Here is a 22,780-nt window from a genome sequence, read left to right as displayed (position 1 = left end):
ACTAAAGGTGGAATATGAATGAATAATAAATTAAAACGGTTTATAATAACATTGACTATAGCTGGACTAGCAGTAGGTTTAGCAGGCTGCTCTAATAATGAAAAGAATAAGATTGAAAAACCTAATGCTGAAGTTCAAGTAGGTAATTTTGAAACGGTAAAATTTCTATATTCAGATGGGGCTAAAGATTATGATGTAACAGTAGAATCGGCAAGACAAAAGGCAGTTACATTATCTCAATTTATGACAGAGATGTTATTGGCGTTAGAGTTGCAGGACATGATGGTGGGAACAGCGCTTTTAGATAATCCTATATTACCGGAATTTGAAGAAGCATATAACAAAATACCAGTGCTTAAAGTTGGAGAAGGACATTCAATATCTAAAGAAGGGTTTATAGCCACAGGTGCAGACTTTGTAAGTGGATGGGATTCATCTATAAGTGAGCAAACCACAGGAGGGGCAAGTGAACTTATATCAAAAGACATAACTCCGTTTATGGCTAAGTCTTATGAGGCAGATGCTACCGTGGAAACTGTTTATGAAGATTTTGAGTTATTAGGGAAAATATTTGGAGTACAAGGTAAAGCTAAAGAAGTAATAGATAAAATGAAAAAAGATATAGAAGTTGTAACGAATAAAGTTTCAAGGGTAAAAGATGAAGATAGAGTGAAGATGATGGTATATGATTCTGGTGAAAATAATGCGATGATAGTTGGATCTGGTCTTGCAAACAATTTAATAGACCTTGCAGGTGGAAATAATGTATTTGCTAAAAATGCAACTAAGCCATACATAAATGTATCGTGGGAGAGTGTAGTAGCTGAGAATCCAGAAGTTATATTAGTAACCGATTATATGGCAGGTAGTCCAGTACAAGATAAAATAGATTTTTTGAAAACTCATCCTGCACTTAAAGATGTGGATGCTATAAAAAACAATAAAATATATGTTGTGGGATTAGCTGATTTATCTCCAGGTGTTAGAAATCCTAAGCTTATCCAGGCAGTGCATGGATACTTATTTGGAGAAAGTAAGTAATGCAAGGGAATTTTAAAAATAAAAGAAGCCTTTCTAGAAAGAAAGGTTTTTTATTTTGGATGATAGTGTTAAGTCTAATATTGTTAGCGACAATAATTACAGCAATAGCTATAGGTAGTACATATATTAAACCTGGAGAAGTCTATAAAGTACTACTTAGTAAATTGACAAATGGAGCAGTGTATAGTGATTCCTTTAGTGTAATGACACAAAATATCATATGGGAAATAAGATTTCCAAGAGTTTTGCTTGGAGCTATATGCGGAGCAGGACTTGCACTTTGTGGAGTGCTTATGCAATGTGTTACTAAAAACCCAATAGCTGAACCATACATATTAGGTATATCATCAGGAGCATCTTGTGGTGCTGTTGCTGTTATAGTTTTAGGTGGTATGTCATCAATTGGGATAAATAGTATAACAACAGGGGCCTTTGTAGGTTCTCTTATATCAGGAATATTGGTTTTTGCTATAGGTACTCAAATGGGTAAAACAACATCTACAACAAGACTGGTATTATCAGGGATGGCAATATCAACAATATTTTCATCACTTACTAACTTGCTTATATATTCAGCGGAGAATTCAAATCAAGCAAAGAGTGCTCTGTTTTGGACAGTAGGTAGTTTAGGTGGAGCCAAGTGGGAGGTTTTATTATTCCCATTTATTATGTTAGTTATAGTTATGATAGTAGCAGTAATAATGTCTAAATCACTAGATGTATTGCTTCTTGGGGATGATAGTGCAATAATACTTGGAATAAATGTAAAACTGATAAAGTTCATTATTTTAATATTAGCTACATTACTTACATCAGCATTAGTTGCTATAACCGGGGCCATAGGATTTATAGGTCTTGTAGTGCCGCATATATGCAGAACAATAGCGGGCAGTGATCATAAAAAACTTATAGCACTCTCATCATTAATAGGAGCCATATTTTTAATAGCATCAGATATTTTAGCTAGAGGGCTTTTCCCGCCAATAGAAATACCTATAGGAATAATAACTTCATTAGTTGGAGGACCGTTCTTCTTATACTTAATTTCAAAGAAAAACTATTCATTTGGAGGAAAAGATTAATGTTTAAAGTTCAAGTTAAAAATCTAAGATTTAGTATAGATAGAAAAGAAATATTAAAAGATATATCCATTGATATTCCAAAAGGTTCATTTGTAGGCGTGATAGGGCCTAATGGAAGTGGAAAATCCACATTACTTAAAAATATATACAGACTGTATAAACCATCCAGTGGAAGTATATTAATAGATAATAAAGAATTAGCTAAAATGAAGGATAAGGATTGTGCAAAAGAAATCGCGGTTTTAGCACAAGAAAGTAACACTCATTTTGATTTTACCGTTGAACAAATAGTGAAGATGGGAAGATACCCATATAAATCAGTTTTTGAGGACTACTCTAAAGCAGATTTGCAAATGGTTAAAGAGATGCTGAAAAAGGTAGGATTAGAAAGTTTTAGTGAAAGGAACTTTTCTGAATTATCAGGGGGAGAAAAACAAAGAACTTTAATAGCAAGGGCATTAGTTCAAGATACTAATTTTTTAATATTAGATGAACCAACAAATCATTTAGATATAGGCTATCAGATACAACTTATGGATTTAGTTAAAAATCTTAATATAACTACTTTAGCAGCTATACATGATATGAATCTAGCAGCTATGTATTGTGATTATTTAGTTGTAATGAAAGATGGAAAGATAAAAGAATTTGGAACTGTAGAGGAAGTGATAAATTCTGAAATGTTAAAGGCGGTGTTTGGTGTAAATGCATATGTAGGGATTAATCCTATAAATAACAAACTACAGGTATCGTTTATGTACACCCATGAACATATCAAGGGACTCGGAATTGATCATATACATGAAGATGGATTTACAGGTGTGCATACTCATTAAAAAGGGGTTCAATAAAGGGTATAAGAAAAATTACAATTATATTACCAATATAACCACTGCTTATTAGAGGTTAGTAAGTAGTGGTTATATATTTATGGTTTTAGTAATTGAATAAAGGTATTATGTGTAGAGATATTTATAAAATTTCTAATACTTCTACAGTATAATTTTCTCCAGGAGCAGTAACTTCTACGATATCTCCAACCTTTTTGCCAGATAATGCTTTTCCTAAATCAGATTCTATGCTAAGAATCATATTTTCAGGATCCATATCCATTGTAGTTACTAATGTTATAGTATCTTCAAAGTCATCATCTACAAATTTAATTTTAGCCTTACTATTAATTCCTAATATTGATTTATCTAAATTAGTATCATCTATTATAGTAGATGTTGAAATCATAGTCATTAAATATTGAATTCTATTATCATTTTCTCTATAGTTTCTGCAAGCTTCTTTATATTCTGCATTCTCTGACCTATCTCCATGGGCAGCAGCTACTAATTTTTCCTTTGCTATTTCAGCTCTCTTTACAGTGAGTCTATAATCCAATTCTTCTCTTAATTTTTTTATGTTTTCTTCAGTTAGTGCATTATTCATAAAAACTAAACCTCCCCTAAAATGTATTACCATAATATTATATAATATATATTGAAAAATAAAAGATAATTATACATCTTTGTTTGTGAGAGTATAGGTTTTGGGTATAATTAAAATAAATCTATAGCTAAGTAACTTTTTATGTCCTTGTCATTCAAGTGGGTATAGTTTACAATTAATGCAGGGATTATATTAATTCGATTAGTATTTTAGTCTATAAGACTAAAAAGTATAATAAGGGGTGATGGTTTATGAAATCTTATAGTAACCTTAATTGTAGTAAACATGATAAGCTTCAAGCAAAGACCAGAATGATTGAGACGGCTAAACTTTGCTTGGAGCCTAATCTAGTTATTAGCTGTAATAAGAAATAGGCCTCCATAATACATAAGCTTACTTTTTCATGGGTCTTTGTCTTAATTTTAGAAAAATTAAGGAGGCGCAAAGGCGTGAAATATGTTAAAGCACAGAAGGTGTTACCAGAAGAGATAATAGAATTAATTCAACAATATATAGATGGGGAATATTTATATATTCCGAGGAAAATAGAAAATGAAAAATCGTGGGGTGAAAAAAATGGAGCAAGAAATAGCTTTAAGAAAAGAAATGGGGAAATTTTAAAAAAGTATATACATGGACTTAAAGCTGCAGAACTAGCACGGGAATACTTTCTTTCAGAACAGAGTATAAGAAGAATTATAAGCAATGAGAAAAAAAGTATTCCGAAGGTGAGTGCTTAAACCTACGATTAGGTATAGGGGTATTAATATTATTAAGCATGGTAGAGCGTTTTATTGTCAATTTTAAATTGATAATAAAATGCTTTTTAAATTTAGAAAAACAGTTACGAATACTTTAAATTTGTATTTATAAATCAATTTGATATAATAGGGCTATTAACAAAAGAAAATATAAATGGAGATAATAAATTATGGATTATTATAAAATACTTGATGTGGAAAAAAATGCATCAAAAAAACAAATTAAAGAAGCATATGAAAAACAAGTTAAAAGGATTACGTCAGAAATAACTGATGAAAAGAGACTTAAATTATTTTTGAAACTCTTTGATGAAGCATATGAAGCTTTAAGTAGAATAAAAGAAAACGAAAATGTTATAAAAAATACAGAAGTGAATAGAAATGAAACAGTAGTTGGAAAGCCATATGAAATAGAACAGGAGATAGAAAAGCAAAATAGAGTTAACAATAAAAGGAGAAGTTCCTTAGCTAAAAATAAGTCCAAAAGCAAAACAAGTAAAACTAGAAATAGTGGTAGTCGTGGGAAATTTAGTATAAAAAACGAAGATTCAAAAGAGCAGCATAAGGATAAAATTAGAGAAAGAAGTAGAAAACAGAATTCAAGTAAAAAAAGTAAAAGACGTGTTGCAGGGAATACATATAATCTATTTATGTTGCCAATAAAAATATTAGCAATACCCCTAATAGTAATATTATCACTAATAATATTACTATGTCAGATAATAAACATAGTTTCATGGTTAGCATCTAAGGTTATGATAGTTGGAGGTATATCTATAGGGGCTATACATTTATATCAAATTAACATTGGACATACTGCGGACTATAAAATTTTGATTTTTGCTATTGTAGTAGTAATAGCATCATTCTTTTTACCTTATATTTTAAAAATGGTGCCAAGAACACTAGGAAGATTAAATGATAAACTAAAGAAATTTGTTTTTTGAAGTAGAAAATATAGTTGATATAAAAGTATTCCCAATCATAACCAATATACTTTATAATATAGGTGATTGGATGTGAGTATAAATATGGGGATTGAAATACTTTGGGAAGATTACTTATTACATGTGGATATGCTAGAAATTATAAGGCGAGGTAGCGCTGAAATCATATTTGGGAATAATAGAGGTGTGCTACTTAAGGATAACATATCAGACATATATATGATGTCTGCAAAAGATATAGAAACTGCACAATTGATAATTAATAAGATTCCAGAGGATACATTAATGATGGTTTCTCATCAAGAATTTTATCATGATTTAATTGTTAAAAGATTTAATTTTAAAGATGAAATGATTTGTTACAATGTTGCTTATACAAAGAAAAATATTATAGAAATACCAAAGTGTAAAGCGGATATTAGAGTACTTCAGGTGGATAATATTAAACAAGTTATAGAAAATTATTCTAGTCTAGATTTAGCAAATGAAGAATATATTCTTGAGAGAATATATACTAAGACTATGTTTGGTGCATTTATTGGAGAGCAATTATGTGGATTTGTAGGAACTCATGAAGAGGGTTCTATAGGAATATTAGAGGTGTTACCTGAATATAAAGGATTAGGAATAGGAGCTGCGCTTCAAGCTACAGCTACTAATCAAGGATTATTAAATGGTAGGTATCCATATGGACAGGTTAAGGTAGGGAATGTAGCTTCAATTAGTTTACAAAAAAAGTTGGGTTTTGAAATTTCAAAGGATAAGGTTTGGTGGTTTTTTAAGTAGAATTAGCTTCAAAAAAATAAAGGACATAAATAGGGATATTGTAAAATATATAAATTAGAAGAAAGCTATATAAATTATATGTTTTATAAAATCGCATTTTATTTTTACCATAGAATAGGATATAATGAAATTAATTTATAAAAGGAGTGATAATGGTGGGATTATTTAGTGGAATATTAGGAAATGCAGCAGAAATGGATATTAATAAAGTTAGACAGGATTATTCCAATTTGTTGGGTCCTAGTGAACAAATAGAAAAGGCATATAAGTTAATAAGGGATATGATTATCTTTACAAATAAAAGATTAATAATTATAGATATACAAGGTGTAACTGGTAAGAAGGTAGAATATCATTCAGTACCTTATAGGGCAATTACTAACTTTAAGGTAGAAACATCAGGACATTTTGATTTGGATGCAGAACTTAAAATATTTGTTTCAGGAATGGCCATGCCAATAGAAAAGAAATTTAGCAGCAGTTGCAATATTTATGAAGTACAAGGAATACTTGCAGAATACTGTAGTAGATAAGATTTTATAATTAATGTTAATTATAGCGAAAGCACTAACCTTTTAGTAGGTTAGTGTTTTTTGTTCAACTTCTATACAGAACTGTTTTGGATATATAGGTGAAAGCTAGTATATAGTAAAATTTTAACAAGATGAATTTAACTAAAATATAAAGGGAAAGGATATGGCAATTGAATGGATAAGAGTATATATAGTACAGTTGGTATATTTAAAATTCCCTTTAAGTTTGCTCCGCTATATGCATCTTTAATGGGAATACAAAAAGTTTTAGAAGGCGTAGTACCAATATTGAAGATGATATCAGTAGCAAAGTTTTTAGATACTGCTATAGCGATAGTGTCTAAAAAGATGAATTTTAATGACATATTTACACCATTAATCTTATTAGTTTTACTTATAACATATTCTTGGGTATCACAGAACCTTATCAAATTTATTGATATGAAATTAGAGATGAGACTTAGGGAAACATTTAGGGTTAATATTACAGAAAAAAGGGCTAAGTTAAAGTATAATCATATAGAAAATAATGAAACCTGGGATTTAATTTCAAGAGTTGCAAAGGAACCAGAATTACAGTGTAAAAATGCTTATAAAGACTTTTTATCAATAGTAGCTATGTTAATTAGAATCGGAGGATTATTATTAGTACTTACTATCCATGTTTGGTGGGCTGCAGCAGTTATTTTTATAATTTCAGTACCTTTATTTAAAATATCATTAAAGAATGGAGAAGATAGCTATGATTCAGATAGAAAAGTATCTAAATATAAAAGGAAATTTGAGTATTTAGAAGAGATTCTAACTGGTAGAGAAAGTGCAGAGGAAAGAACACTTTTTGGTTATACTGATGAGGTTAATAGAAAATGGGAAGAACAATATGAAATTGCGAGAAAGATTGAGTATAAAACAGATTTAAAGTGTTATATAAGATCGAGGGCTAGAAGTATATTAACAACAATCATTTCTATAACTATAGTAATGATTTTACTAAAGCCACTAGAGATGGAGATGTTAAGTCTTGGACTATTTATTTCTATTACAAATGGAGTTTTTGAACTCATCCAAATGATGTCTTGGCAATTTTCATATTATGTTAGTCTGTTTTCAAAAAATAAGGAGTATATAAAAGACTTAGCAGAATTCTTTCAGTTAGAAGAAAAAGAGGGTGCGTTAGATAAGCCTTCAATGAAAAAAATCAGGCTCAAAACATTAGAATTTAAAAATGTATTTTTTAGGTATCCAGGAACAGAGAGTTATATATTAAAAAACCTATCATTCGTTATAGATGAAGGTGGACATTATGCTTTCGTAGGAGTTAATGGAGCTGGAAAGACTACTATAACAAAGCTCATAACAGGACTATATGAGGAATTTGATGGAGAGATTTTAATAAATGGAAAGAGTATTAGAGAATATAAACAAAGTGAATTGAAAGCTATTTCTTCAGTAGTTTATCAAGATTTTGCTAAGTACTATGTTTCTTTTAAAGATAATATTGCATTAGGCGATGTCAATAGTATGAGTGATGATAAGCAGGAAAAAAATATTAGATCTTCTATGCGTATTATGGATTTAAATAGGGTATCAGAAAATTTAACTGATGGAGTGGAAACACATCTTGGAAAAATTAAAAGTCATGGAGTAGATTTATCAGGAGGACAGTGGCAAAGGATAGGAATGGCAAGATCTATTGTTAGTAGAGCAACTCTTAGAATTTTGGACGAACCTACAGCAGCCCTTGATCCGATAAGTGAAAGTAATATTTATGAGAAGTTTGAAGAAATAAGTAAGGGCGGAACAACAATCTTTATAAGTCATAGGTTAGGTTCAACAAGAATTGCTAATGAAATATTTGTAGTTGAAGATGGAACTATCATAGAAAAAGGCTCACATGAAAAGCTTATGGAGATTAATGGAGTTTATGCAGACATGTATAAAAGCCAAAGGAGTTGGTATTTATGATGAATGATAAGAAGAAAGAGAGTATTTCATTTTGCAATATAATAATTAAAATAACTCCTATGGCTTTTGCAACGTGCCCTATTTATTTCATTGTGAGTAATTTGATTGGACTTTTACATGGAATATCTCATGGGTTTAGAATGCTAATGACCCAGAGATTTTTTGATAGCGTAACGCTCTTAGCAAATAGTAGTGGAATATTAAAAAATACACTATTAATGGCAATGGCGTTGGGACTAGCTTTGATATTAAATCAAATTTTAAATGGAATTGATAACTTTATGCTTACGAGTAAAGAGAATATGATTATTAGAGAGCTAGGAAAAAAGATCAATGATAAGGCGGGAAAGCTAGATCTTATAGTGTTTGAAAACACGGAATATTTAGATGATATAAAAAGAGCAAAGGAAGGTATTAAAAATAGTGCGGAATTACTATCTATATTAACAAGTATAGTTACTCTATATCTACCTTATTTTATATTTATTGGAGGTTATCTTTATAAGTTGAATCCAATTCTTGCTGTATCATTGGTAATAATATTTATTCCTACAGTATTAACTCAGGTTGTTAGAGTAAAAGTTTTTACTGATTTAGCAGATGCGGTGGCACCAATAAGAAGAGAATATGAGTATTATGAGAGATGTATAGTGGATAGAGAGTATTATAAGGAAACTAGAATTTTAGGATCATTTGGATATTTCAAGAATTTGTATACAGAGTCATTAAAGTTGCTTAATAAAGAAGCATGGAAAGCGGCAAAAAAAGTAGAACTTTTGGAGTTGGGAATGAAATTGATAACTCTTTTAGGATATATGGGAGTTCTATATCTGCTTTTTAAATCTCTTCTAAATGGTGATATATCTGTTGGAGCGTTTGCAGCGGTATTCTCATCTATAGAATTTATGTTTAGTGTAATGGAAGAAATAATATGCGTAAGACTGGGTAAAGTTACTAGCAGTCTAGGAAGTATTAAAAATTTCATAAGATTTTTAGATATACCTGAAAGAAATGGAAAAGATGTGATTATTGAGGGCGTACCTAATATATGTTTAGATAATGTTTCTTTTAATTACCAAGGAACAAATAAAGCGTCTCTATCAAATGTTAATTTAGAGGTTAAAGCTGGAGAAACTATTGCTATAGTTGGAGAGAATGGAGCTGGAAAAACTACTTTGGTTAAGATTATGATGGGGATATATATTGCAACTGAAGGAAGGACATTAATTGGAGGACAAGATACATCTGAAATTTCACCTGAATCTATATATGAAAATATCTCAGCAGTGTTTCAAAAATATCAAAGATATCAAATGACACTTGGAGAAAATATTGAAATAAGTTCATTAAAAAGTGGCCACGACAAAAATTATAAGCATAAAAGCATTGTTATTCAGGAAGCCGCCTTAAAATCAGATTTAGAGGTTAGAGAAGATCAGTTTAAGTATGGGTATGAAACTATGCTTTCACGTGAATTTGATGGAATCGATTTATCAGGCGGACAGTGGCAGAAAATAGCTATTGCTAGAGGATTTTACAGAAATCATAATATGATAGTCCTCGATGAACCAACGGCAGCTATAGACCCAGCTAATGAAGCTAAAGTTTATAAGAAGTTCGCTAATATGGCACATGGAAAGACAGCTATAATAGTAACTCATAGATTAGGATCAGCTAAAATAGCTGATAGAATAGTAGTTATGGATAATGGGAAAATTGATGAAATAGGAAGCCATGATGAGTTAATCATTAGAAATGGAAAATATGCAGATATGTATGAAGCACAAAGCAAGTGGTATTATAGATGATTTGTTTGAGTTGTAGATAAGTAAGGGATTACGAGGGAAAAGGTAGAATGGTGTAGTAAATAAAATAAGAATATACAGTAATGATGGAGGGAGAAGCCTTGGTTTTATCATCTTAATTTATGAAAAGTCGTATTATATACGGCTTTTTTTTATTGATGCAAATGAAAATAGATATCAATTAAATTTAAAAATCTATTGAAAATGATTATCAGTTGTGATAAATTAATTATAGTAATAAGGGAAAAGGAGGTAATAAGAGTGAATAACTTTAAAAAGTTTATATATATAATAGTAGGATTATTATCATTTAGTTTAGGAGCTATAGGTGTAATTCTTCCAATACTCCCTACCACACCATTTTTACTATTAGCATCCTGTTGCTTTGTAAAAGGTTCTGATAAGTTTGACATATGGTTTAAATCAACAAAAATTTATAAAAATCATTTAGAAAGCTTTGTAAATAAAAGAGCTATGACTATGAAACAAAAGAAAACTATATTATTATTTGCAGATATTATGTTAGTGTTTCCTATAGTGATATTAGAGAGTTTACATATTAGGTTATTTTTAATTGCATTAATATGTTTTAAATATTATTACATTATGTTTAGGGTAATAACAATAAAACCAGAGGAATAAAAAATAACTAAATACAAACATAGTAATATGACATAAGGTATATGAAAATAAATAGTAGCTCAAATATCTGAGGAGATTACTTTAGTTATTTTTGAAGATGTTTAAGTTGAGATAGTATGAAAATGTTTTAATGAAAAATTTGTAGATATGTATTAATAATGTTAATCATAGCTAAAAAGTAAACCATGAATATTAATATATGAAAGGAGATATATAAATGCTACATAGATTAGGGTCAATATTATTTTTATTAGCAATAGTAACATATTTATTTAAATACTTAAAATTTGTTGATAATAAATTAAGTCTAAATTTACATATTATATTTGGTACATTAGGAGCATTATCCATGGTTATATATTCAATAACAGACTACATTAGGGAGAGAGAGTTTACAATAATTTTGGAGGGTGTAGCTAGTTTATTAATAATATTATCTGGAACTAATAAATTTAGAAAGAAATATAAATGGTTACATATAGCATCTGTTATATGTTTTGCGAGTGCACTTGCATATCATATAATCAATTAATAAATAGGAGGAAATATTATGGTAAATAAGAGGTTACTTTCACTTAGTAAAGAATCTAAAAAATATGTATATCTTACAGTTCTAATGAACTGGATATCAATAATTTGCAATATAGGCATAGTTTTATTTGTTGGAAGTATAGTAGATAAATTATACAATAATGATTTGAATTTCAAGATGGGAATTTATACACTTTATTTAGGTACATTAATATTAATAAGATTCACGTGTAATTATATGTCAGGAAGATTTTCTTATCATTCATCAGCAAAGGTAAGAACATCCATAAGAGAAAGTATTTATAAAAAATTATTAAAATTAGGTGTAAATTATAATGACACAATATCAACATCATCAATTGTCCAAATATCTGTAGATGGGGTTGAGGCACTTGAAATTTATTTTGGTAGGTATTTACCTCAATTATTCTATAGCCTACTAGCCCCAATTACATTATTTGCAGTTATAGCGCCAATAAGCATTAAGGCTGGAGTAGTACTTTTAATATGTGTTCCATTGATACCTATATCAATAGCTTCAGTTATGAAATTTGCCAAAAGGCTTTTAAGTAAATATTGGGGAATTTATACTAATTTAGGGGATTCGTTTTTAGAAAATATTCAAGGTCTTACAACTTTAAAGATATTTGATTTAGATGAAGAAAAAAATGATGAAATGAATCAAGAAGCTGAAAATTTTAGGAAAATAACAATGAAGGTTTTATCAATGCAATTAAATTCTATAACAATAATGGACCTAATAGCATTTGGTGGAGCAGCAATAGGTATACTAATAGCTGTTAATGAATTTTATAAAGGCAATATTACAATAGGGGCCACAGTAGTAATAATATTATTATCATCAGAGTTCTTTATACCAATGAGACTTCTTGGATCATTTTTCCATGTAGCTATGAATGGATTAGCGGCTGCTGATAAAATTTTTGATTTACTTGATACTGAAATTAAAGAAGAAAAAAAGTTATCATACATAAAAAAAGAAAAATTAAAGGATATATCTATATCTATAAAAAATGTTGACTTTAGCTATGAGAAAGAAAGAAAAGTTTTACATAATATAAATCTTGAAATAGAAAATAAATCAATAGTTGCTTTAGTTGGAGAAAGTGGTTGTGGGAAAAGCACAATAACTAATTTGCTTTTAAAGTTAAATCAGGTTGATAAAGGAGAAATTTCTTTAAATGGAGTTAACTTAAATGATATACCATTTGATGAATTAAGAAAAAAAGTAAGTTTTATAAGTCAGAGCTCTTATATATTTAACACTACAATAGAGGAAAACTTAAGAATAGGAAAAGAAGATGCAACAAAAGAAGAATTATATAATGCACTTCAAATAGCAAATCTTTATGATTTTGTAAATGGACTTGATAAAAAATTAAAAACTCCAGTTGGAGAAAATGGATCATTTTTATCCGGCGGACAAAAGCAAAGGTTGGCTTTAGCGAGAATGGTGCTTACAAATCCAGAAGTTTATATATTTGATGAAGCAACATCAAATGTTGATGTTGAAAGTGAAGATTCAATACTTGAAACAATATATGAACTATCAAAAGAAAAAACTGTGGTAGTTATATCCCATAGATTAGCTAACATAAAAGATTCAGATAAGATATATGTGTTAGATAAAGGATATATAGTCGAAAGTGGAAATCATAAGAAGTTAATGAATAACAATTCAGTATATGCAAATTTATATAACAAACAGGAAGACTTGGAGAATATATATAAAGAAGGTGTAATTAAGGAGGTGGCTGTAAGTGAATAATGAAAAAATAAGATTATCAGGTAGTAAAATAATGCTTAGGCTAATAAAAATACTAAAGCCACTATTACCAGTAATGCTTATAACAATAACTTTTGGAGTGTTAGGATTTTTAGTAGCTATAGCAATAACTACATTCGGAGCAGTTGCCATAGGAGATGTTATAGGTATTAATATGGGGTATACCTATAAAACTGTAGTGAAAATAATAATAGTGTGTGGAGTGATTCGAGGAATATTAAGATATATAGAACAATACTCAGGTCATTACATAGCATTTAAAATACTTGCTATACTTAGAGATAAGGTATATAAAGCTTTAAGAAAATTAGCACCTGCAAAGCTTGAAAGCAAAGAAAAAGGAAATTTAATATCTGTTATAACTAGTGATATAGAATTACTTGAAGTTTTTTATGCTCATACAATAGCACCAATAGCTATAGCTATAATTACATCATCAATAATAGCCATAGTTCTATATAGCATAAATCCTTATTTTGGGTTTATAGGATTAGTTTTTTATGTAATAGTGGGATACATAATACCAGTTTTATCTTCTAAGCTAGGAAGTGAAGCAGGATTTGATTATAGAAATGAATTTGGGAAAACTAATAGTTTTTTACTTGATTCATTAAGAGGTATAAAAGAAATATTATTGTTCGGTCAAGGCGATAATAGACTAGATTCAATAAATAAAAATAGTGATAAACTAAATGAAAAAATGAAAGTTATAAAGGGTCATGAAGGTTTAATAAGGGCTTTAACAGATATAACTATAATGCTTGCAATACTTATAACACTTTATGTTGGTGTTGAGTTATTTAAAGCTCAAACTATAAACTTAGGAGAAGTGATAGTAGCATTAGTGCTACTGTCTAGTTCATTTGGGCCTACTGTAGCATTAAGTAATTTATCAAATAATTTAATGCATACATTTGCTTGTGCACAAAGACTATTCGATATACTAGATGAAGTTCCTGCTGTTGAAGAAGTAGCTGGAAATTATAATTTAGAGATGAATGAAACTAATATAGATAATTTAGAATTCAAGTATGAAGGTAGGGAAGAAGTATTACTTAAAGACATTAATTTAAATATCAAAATTGGTGATAAGGTTGCGATAATAGGAGAAAGTGGATGTGGAAAGAGTACACTTTTAAAACTTATGATGAGGTTTTGGGATGTAGAAAAAGGAAGTGTTGAAATAGATAATAAAAACATAAAAACTATTCCAACAAAAGCATTAAGAAGGGCTCAATCATTAGTAAGTCAAGAAACCTTCTTATTTAACGATACTATTGAAAATAACTTAAAAATAGGTAAAAACAACGCAACTCGTGAAGAAGTAATATATGCTTGCAAAAAAGCATCGATACATGATTTTATAGAAACACTGCCTAAGGGATATGAAACTAATGTTGGTGAAATAGGGTCAAATCTTTCATCAGGAGAAAAGCAAAGAGTGGGTATAGCAAGAGCATTTTTACATAATCCACAAGTTTTAATACTTGATGAACCTACAAGTAATTTAGATACATTAAATGAAGCACAAATATTAAAAAGCATAAAAGCGGAATCAAATAATAAAACAATTATAATGGTATCGCACAGGAAATCAAGTACATCAATATGTGATAAAAAAGTTTATGTGAAAAATAGCACTCTTAAATTTAATTAATATAAAAGGGATATGTATAATAAAAATATTCAACTCAATCTAGGATATAATTATTATTAATAGCTTCCATAAATAAATCCACTACATTAATTTCTGTTGTGGATTTATTTTATTTAGAAGGTAATTTTATTTTTTATTAGCATAAATAGAAGAGTTAAGTTAACAGATTAGGGGAATTAATTACACAATTTGATTATGTCGAAAAGTTAGTATCAGATATGTATTTAGTATCATTGGTCATAAGTAAGTAGTTGGTTTTGAAAATCGAACTTCGCAGCACCATGAAATCTTAGGGTAATTTTTAGTGTTAATTTTTGTTGTTTAAGAAAATAGTTCCTTAGGTTATAATAATAGCAAAAGATTTAGTAGTACAGATAATAATGAAATGGTGCAAAGAAAATAGGGTTATATATTAAGTTGATTAAACAAATAATAAGAGAAAGTACAAGGTAGTAATAAAAAATGTGTATATAAACTTAATATGCATTTCTTTTTTATGTAGAAACAATGAACATTATATATTTTAGGTAAAGGAGGGAATAAAGTAATGTGTCCCAAAATATCAGATGACAAAAGGCAAGAACAAGTAAATAAGATTATAGATGGTGCTATTAAGGTTTTTAGAATAAAAGGTTATGAGCAGACTACGATGAAGGATATAAGAGAAAGTGCTGGTGTGAGTACTGGATCACTATATATGTATTTTTCTAATAAAGAAGAGATTTTTATTAGAGTTTTAGAAGATACAATTATTAAGCAAGATTTAAAGAAACCATTAAATAAGCAAGAAAATTGTTGGGGGAAAATTGAAGCATATATAGAAAATGTTAAAGATTATTGTAATAATATACAAGATGGAATAGCACCAATTGCATATGAATATTCTATATCTGCATGGAGAGATGAAGAACGTAGGAAGTTCATTAATGAAAGATATGATTTAGGTGTAACTTATATAAAAGGGATAATACAAGAAGGTATTAATTTAAAAGAATTTTCAAAGGATGTAGATGTGGATAGAATAGGTAATTTTGTAATTGTTGTATTCGAAGGTATAAATACTATAACGGTATCCTTAGGTAATAAAAAAATAAATATAGAGCAACAATTAGATTTGCTTAAATACATATTAGATAAGGAACTTAAATAAAATAATCATTGCAAAAAGACACTTATGTCGCTATAATTATATTAACGACATAAGTGTCTTTTTGATGAGGGGTGTTTAATATGGACAAGTGGATAAAAGAAGAATTTAATAAATTTAGTGGTAGCATTCTTGTAACAAAAGGTGAAGAAACTATAATTAATAGTGGGTTTGGATTAGGAGATGAATTAAATAAAATTAATAATGCTAGTAATACTAGATTTATGATAGGTTCAATTTCAAAAATGTTTACTGCAGTAGCTATAATGAAGTTATATGAAGAAAAAAAGTTAGATATAAATGATTCCGCATCTAAGTATTTAAATATTAAAGGATTAGATACAGATATAAAAATAGTTAATTTGTTAAATCATACTTCAGGATTAAAAAACTATGTTATGTGTAATAAAAAATTTAATTTGTATAATGAAAATGATCCTTTAATTATTGCGAAAGATATTTGTAGTATGAAAAGAGATTTTGAGGTAGGTAAGAAACTTTCATATAGCAATACTGGCTATTTAATTTTAGCATTAATTATAGAGAATATTAGTAAGATTAAATTTGAAGAATATATAGAGAATAATATATTAGTTCCATTAAATATGAATGACAGTGAATTCTTATCAAGGTCAAATAAAGAAAGAGCTATTGGATATAAAAAGGGAAAAGCACAAGGAATTTTTCATCACAGTGCATTCTTCGGATGTGGTGATATTATATCTACAACAGGAGATTTGAAAAAATTTATATTAGCCTTCAATGGGGGAGAAATTGTTAGAAAAGATTTAGTAGAAAAGATGAAAGAAATAAGTGCGAAAAATAAACTTATGAGGTATGGATATGGATGTATGATAACAGAACTAGCAGGTGGCAAAGGATTTGGTCACGGAGGTTCTGTGCCAAATAGTTTTTCTTCTCAAATATCACATTATAATAATGGTGATATAACCATAATAGTCTTATGTAATGATATTAGGAGTGTTAAAAATTGTGTTCCAGGTGTTTTAATAACACAATATATGGAGAGATGTATATATGAGAAATTAACATTAACCAAGTTAAGTTACATCAATAAGATAATATTCTAGTATGACAAATATCATTAAGTTAGGTTGAGGATATTAATAGTAACATCTAGGTTCAATTAATTAAAGATATTATAACTAAAAGCAAAGCACTAAGCTTAGACAGATTAGTGCTTTTTATACGGAGTAATAATTCTATATAAATTTTAGTTTCAGAACTTTTTCTTTTCAATATTTTCGGATGAAAACATCTTTTTAAAATTTTAATCACCTGAACAAATTTAAGTTATAAGAATATTAATTATTCAAAAATTATATTGCCAAAGAATTCAGGTTTATGAAATGATGGTGATGGAGTATCTATGTAATTCCAAACACCATAATGAGGGATTAAGGTTTTAGAACCAGTTTTGTAAAAGTTACCTTTCATGGTATAGCCAGGATATACTTTGAAATCTTTAAAGTAAGTTTTTATAAATGAGAAGGGGATTTCATATTCTACTTTCCATGGGATTGAGTTAGAAAAGCATTTATAGTTATCGTGAGTTACATCCGTTTTAATATTAAATATGCTTAAATCAACATCATTAATATAGGCTCTATCATAGGTTTTAGAATCAAGTTGAAGTAATAAAACACCTGCAGCATTGATTTCAAAATTAAAGTAACGGTCATCTTTTGTAGGTTCAGGCATAAAGAAAAATTCCACCGCACTATCTTCATAAACATTATCATTAAATTTAGTAGATTCAACTCTAACTACGGCTTCTTGTGATATAAATCTTATATGCAAAGCATTATTAGTGTAGAATAGTTTTACTACGGTACAGGGCTTGTATCCAGTTTTATCCCAAGGAAATTTATCAATTACGATTCCATCTATTTTGTCCCAAATATGGCTAGTATACTTCTTTACTTTTTTCACATAATACTTCAATTAGTTCACTCCTAAATTTATTTATAGATGATTAGTTTTAGTATATGATTGACGAGTTTAGAATGTACAAGATAAAGAAATAAATTAGGAATAAACTTTAGCTTATAGACATATATAGGTTAGAGTTTTTCTATTAGTAATTAATACTTTAGGATTGTAATATTAATGTAATAAATTAAAGTCATTTCGATAGTATAATATTTTTAGACAAAACTAAAGGATGATGATAATAATGAAAATACTAAAGAAAATAATTCTATGGAGTGTGCTAATAATAGGTTTTTTAGTTATATATACAACTTTTATAGAGAGAAATTTATTAATTGTAAAAAAGCATAAGGTGGAAGTGAGTAGAGATAAAAGTAATAATGAGAATATAGGTAGAGAGCTTAAAGTAGTTCAATTTACAGATACTCACTTAGGAGAATATTATAGTTTAGATCAGCTAGAAAAGGTAGTAAATAAAATAAATAAATTAGAAGCTGATATAGTGGTTTTTACAGGGGATTTAATGGACAATGCATCAATGTATAATAATATATCAGATATATCAGGTATACTTGGGAAAATAGAATGCAGCACTGGAAAGTATGCTGTTTATGGAAATCGTGATTATGGTGGTGGAGCTGTAAGATACTATGAAGATATAATGAATGAAGCTGGGTTTCAGGTTTTAGAAAATGAGAGTATAAGTATTGAATTAGAAGGTAGAAATATAAATATTCTTGGCGGAGATGATTATTTAATGGGGTATCACGATTCAGTGGAAACAGTTAAAGAGATTAATGAAGATGATATAAATTTATTACTTTTACATGAACCAGATTTAATTGATGAGTATAAGGATTACCCAATTGACTTGGCTTTAAGTGGTCATAGCCATGGTGGACAAGTATATATTCCTTTTTATGGGGCATTAAAGAAAAATGTTCTATCAGAAAAATATAATAAAGGATTTTATGAACTTAATAATGAAAGAGAAACGAAATTATATGTTAATAGTGGAATTGGAAATACAAAGGTGCCTTTCAGGTTATTTAATATTCCACAAATATCACTGTTTACTATTAGATAAATTATTATAGTAATTAAAAGCACTAATCTTTACTGGATTAGTGCTTTTTTAGCGGTATAGCATCATTAGGAGTATTAATAGGAATACTTAAGGGGTGTTTTTATTAACATCTGATGACATTAGAACCATTGTTGTATATTGTAAAGAACTATATTATAATAAATCTATATTTATGTAAAAAAGTAAAATAATGTGTTTAAATTTCGTCATACTATTTAGAATATAGGGGTGTGGGGATGAAGAGAATTGATATTGTATATGAGAATTTAAAGAATGCATGTTACCAAGATGGAATTAGTGCAAATTATTTGGCAGAACTATTAGGTCTTACCAGAGCAAATGTAAGTAGTGACTTAAATAAATTATGTGCTGAGGGTAAAGTTAGAAAAAGTAGTGGTAGACCTGTATTATTTACTGTTAGTCACCAAGAGCACCAGTACAATGATGAATGTATATTTGATAGATATTTAAGTGAGAATAATAGTTTATCAGTAGCGATGGAGCATGCTAAGGCTGCTATATTATATCCACCTAAAGGTATGCATACATTAATATTAGGCGAAACAGGGGTTGGAAAATCAATGTTTGCAGAGTTGATGTACAGATATGCTATAGATGTTGAAAAAATCAAACCAGATTCTCCATTCACAATTTTTAATTGTGCAGATTATTGTAATAATCCACAACTTCTGTTAAGCCAGCTATTTGGTGTAAAAAAGGGTGCATATACTGGAGCTGATAATGATAGACAGGGGTTAATAGAAAAATCACATGGCGGAATATTATTTTTAGATGAGGTTCATAGATTACCATCTGAAGGACAAGAAATGCTTTTTACAGTTATGGACAAGGGTATATTTAGAAGACTTGGAGAAAGTGAAAAGGAAAGAAGGGCGGATGTAATATTTATTTCAGCTACCACAGAAAATCCTGATTCTAGTCTTTTGAAAACATTTACCAGAAGAATTCCTATGATTATAAAGATACCAAGCTTAAAAGAGCGAGGATTCAAGGAAAGATTTAATTTAATAAGAACTTTTTTCACGGAGGAATCCCATAGGCTTAATAGGAACATTTTAGTGTCTATTAATTCTTTAAGAGCACTTTTTAGTTATGATTGTAAAAATAATGTTGGACAACTTAAGACTGATATACAACTTTCTTGCGCTAAGGCCTATTCTGATTTTTTAAGTAATAAAAAGCAGCAAGTAAAAATAAATAGTTGTGATTTGCCTGTGTATGTTAGAGAGGGTTTATACAAGGAAAATGAACACAGACAAATATGGAATAATATTATTGGTATAGATAATAAATATTATGTGTTTAACAATGAAGGCCAAGAAGTTATATTTAATTTTGAGAATAAGGAAAAAAATATATACGAAATAATAGATGAAAAGGTTAATCAATTAAAGGATAAGGGCATTGATGATATATCCTTTGAAAAAATAATGGAAGAAGATATTCATAGATATTTCACTCAATATATAAATAGAGTAAATAGTAATATAGATGTATCTAATATTGGAAATTTAATAGATCCACATATTGTCCATGTTGTGGAAGAAATTTTAAAGTATAGTGAATTAAAGTTAAACAAAATATTTAGTAAAAAAGTGTACTTTGGATTAACATTTCATATAAAAACTCTTATAGATAGAGTTAAAAAAAACAAACCAATAATTAATCCCCAAATTAAAAAAGTTAAAAATTTATATAGAGATGAATTTGATGTAGCGGTGGATTGCCTTGAGATAATAGAAAAAAACTTAGATATAAAATTGCCAGAGGATGAGGCGGGATTTTTAGCTATGTTTTTTGTGTTAGATTGTAAAGCAATTGAAAATGAAATTAACAATCCAGGGGTAGTAGTTATAGCCCATGGAAATAGTACGGCTTCATCTATGGTTCAAACTGCGAATACTCTTTTAGGGATAGAATATGCTGTAGCATTTGATGCACCACTGGATTTAAGTGCAAATAATACATTAGATAAAGTAAGGGATTATGTGGGGAAAGATAGTAGGAAGGCTGGATATATTTTTTTAACGGATATGGGGTCATTAACTACATTTGGTCAAATAATAGAAAAGGAATTCAAAATACCTGTTAAGGTAATTTCTTTAGTTAGTACTCTGCATGTTATTGAAGCAACTAGAAAAGCATCCTTGGGGTATAAAATAGAAGATATATACAAGGAATGTTGTGATATAACACCCTTTGTTGAAAATGAGTTTATAGAGGAAAATAAAGAAAAAACAATGGCAATATTAACAATATGCATGACTGGAAAAGGAAGTGCAATAGCGATTAAAAAATTACTTTTAGATAACTTGAAGATGGATCAAAGCATATTTGAAATTATTCCAATTGACTTGATTAATAAAAAAAATATTGAAAGCAGAATAAATTCATTAAATAGAGAAAAAGAAGTCATTGCAATAGTCTCTCACTTTGCTGTTAATGTGGATATACCCCAATTTAAATTAGAACAAGTTATAGGTATGGATGGCATTAGTGATATACAAAAAATAATAGATATCCAAAGTACTTATTATACAATGGGGAAAACTTTAAAATCTCATCTAGAAAATGTTGATGGTGAAAAAGTTTTTGAGGATGTAAAACAACTAATTTCTAGAATTGAGAAAAGCATAAAAGGAAAAATATCTGTTGAAGATTTGATTGGTATTACTCTTCATATTAGCTGTATGATAGATAGATTAAAATCCGGAGAAAAAATTATAGAATATAGAGATAAAAATCATTATATTGATAATAATAAAGGGTTATATTATATAGTCAAGAATTCACTATTCTTTATAGAGGAAAAATACAAGATAAATATAATGGATGATGAGGTCTGCTATATTATGAATATAATGAAGAAAAGGAAAATGCAATTTGAAGAAATTTAAGGATAAAACAGTAATTGTATAGTGTTTTAAAATGGCATTTTAGAGAATTAAAATATTGAAACACTAAATATTTTCTTAAAACACTATGAATGAAACCAAAAGAAATTAAATAGTAAAAATAATATAGTGTGTTTTATAAGAAATAAATTAAATAGAGTGAAAATATTTTTAAATTATATCAATAAGAACTATAGTTTACTATTAACAACTTCAAAGGGAGGTTTATACTCCAAATGGGAGTTGTTTTCTTTGTTATGAGAGAATTTAAAATTAGAAATCTAGTGTTTTGGCATGGGTATTGCTAAGTATATAGATATAGAAATTAAAAAGGTGAAGGGAGGGGCAAAATGAATATTTTATTATGTTGCTCAGCTGGGATGTCTACAAGTTTGTTAGTGAAAAAAATGCAAGAAGCAGCAAAGCAAATGGGTGTAGAGGCAAAAATATGGGCCGTTGGGGAAGCACAAGTAATAGATAATCTAGAAAATGCAGATGTTTTATTATTAGGACCTCAAATTAGATTTAAACTTAATGACTTAAGAAAATTAGGACAAGAAAAACACATACCTGTTGATGTAATTAACATGATAGATTATGGACGGATTAATGGGAAAGGTGTACTTGAACAAGCGATAAGATTAATTGAAGTGCAGCAGTAAAATTAGCATATTTTAAAGATGA

At 28.7% G+C, this 22,780-nt stretch carries 21 protein-coding genes; 19 read left to right on the top strand and 2 right to left on the bottom strand.

The features are described 5' to 3' along the window. Nucleotides 1-18 precede the first annotated feature (18 nt). Genes RSA29_RS03115 through RSA29_RS03105 form a run of 3 tightly spaced genes read left to right on the top strand, consistent with a single transcriptional unit; the run spans nucleotide 19 to nucleotide 2,959 of the window. Nucleotides 19-1,041, top strand: a complete 1,023-nt coding sequence (locus tag RSA29_RS03115; protein ID WP_346942160.1) for an ABC transporter substrate-binding protein — start codon at nucleotides 19-21, stop codon at nucleotides 1,039-1,041. Continuing rightward, a complete protein-coding gene (locus RSA29_RS03110) occupies nucleotides 1,041-2,123 on the top strand; it encodes an iron ABC transporter permease (RefSeq protein ID WP_346942159.1) in 1,083 nt (360 codons plus the stop codon). The genes RSA29_RS03115 and RSA29_RS03110 overlap by 1 nt, the downstream gene beginning before the upstream one ends. After that, a complete protein-coding gene (locus RSA29_RS03105; protein ID WP_346942158.1) occupies nucleotides 2,123-2,959 on the top strand; it encodes an ABC transporter ATP-binding protein in 837 nt (278 codons plus the stop codon). The genes RSA29_RS03110 and RSA29_RS03105 overlap by 1 nt, the downstream gene beginning before the upstream one ends. Nucleotides 2,960-3,095: 136 nt before the next feature. Here RSA29_RS03105 and greA read toward each other — a convergent pair whose 3' ends face one another. After that, nucleotides 3,096-3,560, bottom strand: a complete 465-nt coding sequence (gene greA / locus RSA29_RS03100; protein WP_346932030.1) for a transcription elongation factor GreA — start codon at nucleotides 3,558-3,560, stop codon at nucleotides 3,096-3,098. A gap of 251 nt (nucleotides 3,561-3,811) precedes the next feature. Here greA and RSA29_RS03095 point away from each other — a divergent pair, with 251 nt between their 5' ends. The 13 genes from RSA29_RS03095 to RSA29_RS03035 all read left to right on the top strand — a co-directional run bounded on the left by RSA29_RS03095 (nucleotide 3,812) and on the right by RSA29_RS03035 (nucleotide 17,232). After that, nucleotides 3,812-3,934, top strand: a complete 123-nt coding sequence (locus RSA29_RS03095; protein WP_346942157.1) for a hypothetical protein — start codon at nucleotides 3,812-3,814, stop codon at nucleotides 3,932-3,934. Between the two features lie 45 nt (nucleotides 3,935-3,979). Next, nucleotides 3,980-4,300 carry a CD3324 family protein gene (locus RSA29_RS03090; RefSeq protein WP_346942409.1) on the top strand — a complete coding sequence of 107 codons (321 nt, stop codon included), beginning with the start codon at nucleotides 3,980-3,982 and terminating at the stop codon, nucleotides 4,298-4,300. Nucleotides 4,301-4,491: 191 nt separating this feature from the next. Next, a complete protein-coding gene (locus RSA29_RS03085; protein WP_346942156.1) occupies nucleotides 4,492-5,268 on the top strand; it encodes a molecular chaperone DnaJ in 777 nt (258 codons plus the stop codon). Between the two features lie 72 nt (nucleotides 5,269-5,340). Then, a complete protein-coding gene (locus RSA29_RS03080; RefSeq protein ID WP_346942155.1) occupies nucleotides 5,341-6,054 on the top strand; it encodes a GNAT family N-acetyltransferase in 714 nt (237 codons plus the stop codon). A gap of 155 nt (nucleotides 6,055-6,209) precedes the next feature. Next, complete coding sequence (locus RSA29_RS03075; protein WP_346932034.1) at nucleotides 6,210-6,587, top strand: PH domain-containing protein; 378 nt, start codon at nucleotides 6,210-6,212, stop codon at nucleotides 6,585-6,587. 174 nt (nucleotides 6,588-6,761) lie between these two features. Further along, nucleotides 6,762-8,552, top strand: a complete 1,791-nt coding sequence (locus RSA29_RS03070) for an ABC transporter ATP-binding protein (protein WP_346942154.1) — start codon at nucleotides 6,762-6,764, stop codon at nucleotides 8,550-8,552. Then, nucleotides 8,549-10,360: an ABC transporter ATP-binding protein gene (locus RSA29_RS03065; protein WP_346942153.1), complete on the top strand. Its 1,812-nt coding sequence runs from the start codon at nucleotides 8,549-8,551 to the stop codon at nucleotides 10,358-10,360. Before RSA29_RS03070 ends, RSA29_RS03065 begins: the two co-directional genes overlap by 4 nt. Before the next feature lie 258 nt (nucleotides 10,361-10,618). After that, nucleotides 10,619-10,999: a YbaN family protein gene (locus RSA29_RS03060; protein WP_346942152.1), complete on the top strand. Its 381-nt coding sequence runs from the start codon at nucleotides 10,619-10,621 to the stop codon at nucleotides 10,997-10,999. A gap of 217 nt (nucleotides 11,000-11,216) precedes the next feature. Continuing rightward, nucleotides 11,217-11,531 carry a hypothetical protein gene (locus RSA29_RS03055; protein WP_346942151.1) on the top strand — a complete coding sequence of 105 codons (315 nt, stop codon included), beginning with the start codon at nucleotides 11,217-11,219 and terminating at the stop codon, nucleotides 11,529-11,531. Between the two features lie 18 nt (nucleotides 11,532-11,549). Then, a complete protein-coding gene (locus RSA29_RS03050; RefSeq protein ID WP_346942150.1) occupies nucleotides 11,550-13,319 on the top strand; it encodes an ABC transporter ATP-binding protein/permease in 1,770 nt (589 codons plus the stop codon). A 31-nt stretch (nucleotides 13,320-13,350) separates the two neighbouring features. Further along, nucleotides 13,351-14,994, top strand: a complete 1,644-nt coding sequence (locus tag RSA29_RS03045) for an ABC transporter ATP-binding protein (protein WP_346942408.1) — start codon at nucleotides 13,351-13,353, stop codon at nucleotides 14,992-14,994. A 547-nt stretch (nucleotides 14,995-15,541) separates the two neighbouring features. Further along, entirely contained in the window at nucleotides 15,542-16,144 is a 603-nt protein-coding gene (locus RSA29_RS03040; protein WP_346942149.1) for a TetR family transcriptional regulator, read from the top strand. An 80-nt stretch (nucleotides 16,145-16,224) separates the two neighbouring features. Continuing rightward, on the top strand, nucleotides 16,225-17,232 hold the full coding sequence (locus tag RSA29_RS03035) for a serine hydrolase domain-containing protein (RefSeq protein WP_346942148.1): 1,008 nt from the start codon (nucleotides 16,225-16,227) through the stop codon (nucleotides 17,230-17,232). Between the two features lie 238 nt (nucleotides 17,233-17,470). Here the strand turns inward: RSA29_RS03035 and RSA29_RS03030 are convergent, their stop codons facing one another. Next, nucleotides 17,471-18,106: a carbohydrate-binding family 9-like protein gene (locus tag RSA29_RS03030; RefSeq protein WP_346942147.1), complete on the bottom strand. Its 636-nt coding sequence runs from the start codon at nucleotides 18,104-18,106 to the stop codon at nucleotides 17,471-17,473. A gap of 232 nt (nucleotides 18,107-18,338) precedes the next feature. Between RSA29_RS03030 and RSA29_RS03025 the strand changes: the two genes are divergently transcribed. The 3 genes from RSA29_RS03025 to RSA29_RS03015 all read left to right on the top strand — a co-directional run bounded on the left by RSA29_RS03025 (nucleotide 18,339) and on the right by RSA29_RS03015 (nucleotide 22,758). Further along, the gene (locus tag RSA29_RS03025) at nucleotides 18,339-19,181 is read left to right on the top strand and encodes a metallophosphoesterase (RefSeq protein WP_346942146.1); all 843 of its coding nucleotides are present in this window, start codon (nucleotides 18,339-18,341) and stop codon (nucleotides 19,179-19,181) included. Nucleotides 19,182-19,417: 236 nt separating this feature from the next. After that, nucleotides 19,418-22,099, top strand: a complete 2,682-nt coding sequence (locus tag RSA29_RS03020; protein ID WP_346942145.1) for a sigma 54-interacting transcriptional regulator — start codon at nucleotides 19,418-19,420, stop codon at nucleotides 22,097-22,099. A gap of 347 nt (nucleotides 22,100-22,446) precedes the next feature. Further along, nucleotides 22,447-22,758 (top strand): PTS sugar transporter subunit IIB, encoded by a 312-nt coding sequence (locus RSA29_RS03015; RefSeq protein WP_346932048.1) that lies wholly within the window; start codon nucleotides 22,447-22,449, stop codon nucleotides 22,756-22,758. The last annotated feature ends 22 nt before the right edge of the window (nucleotides 22,759-22,780 follow it).

The sequence above is a fragment of the Clostridium sp. genome, from assembly GCF_036660475.1.
Taxonomy (GTDB): domain Bacteria; phylum Bacillota; class Clostridia; order Clostridiales; family Clostridiaceae; genus Clostridium_J.
Note: the sequence above shows the minus strand (reverse complement) of the source record. Positions and strands in the feature narration are given on the sequence as shown.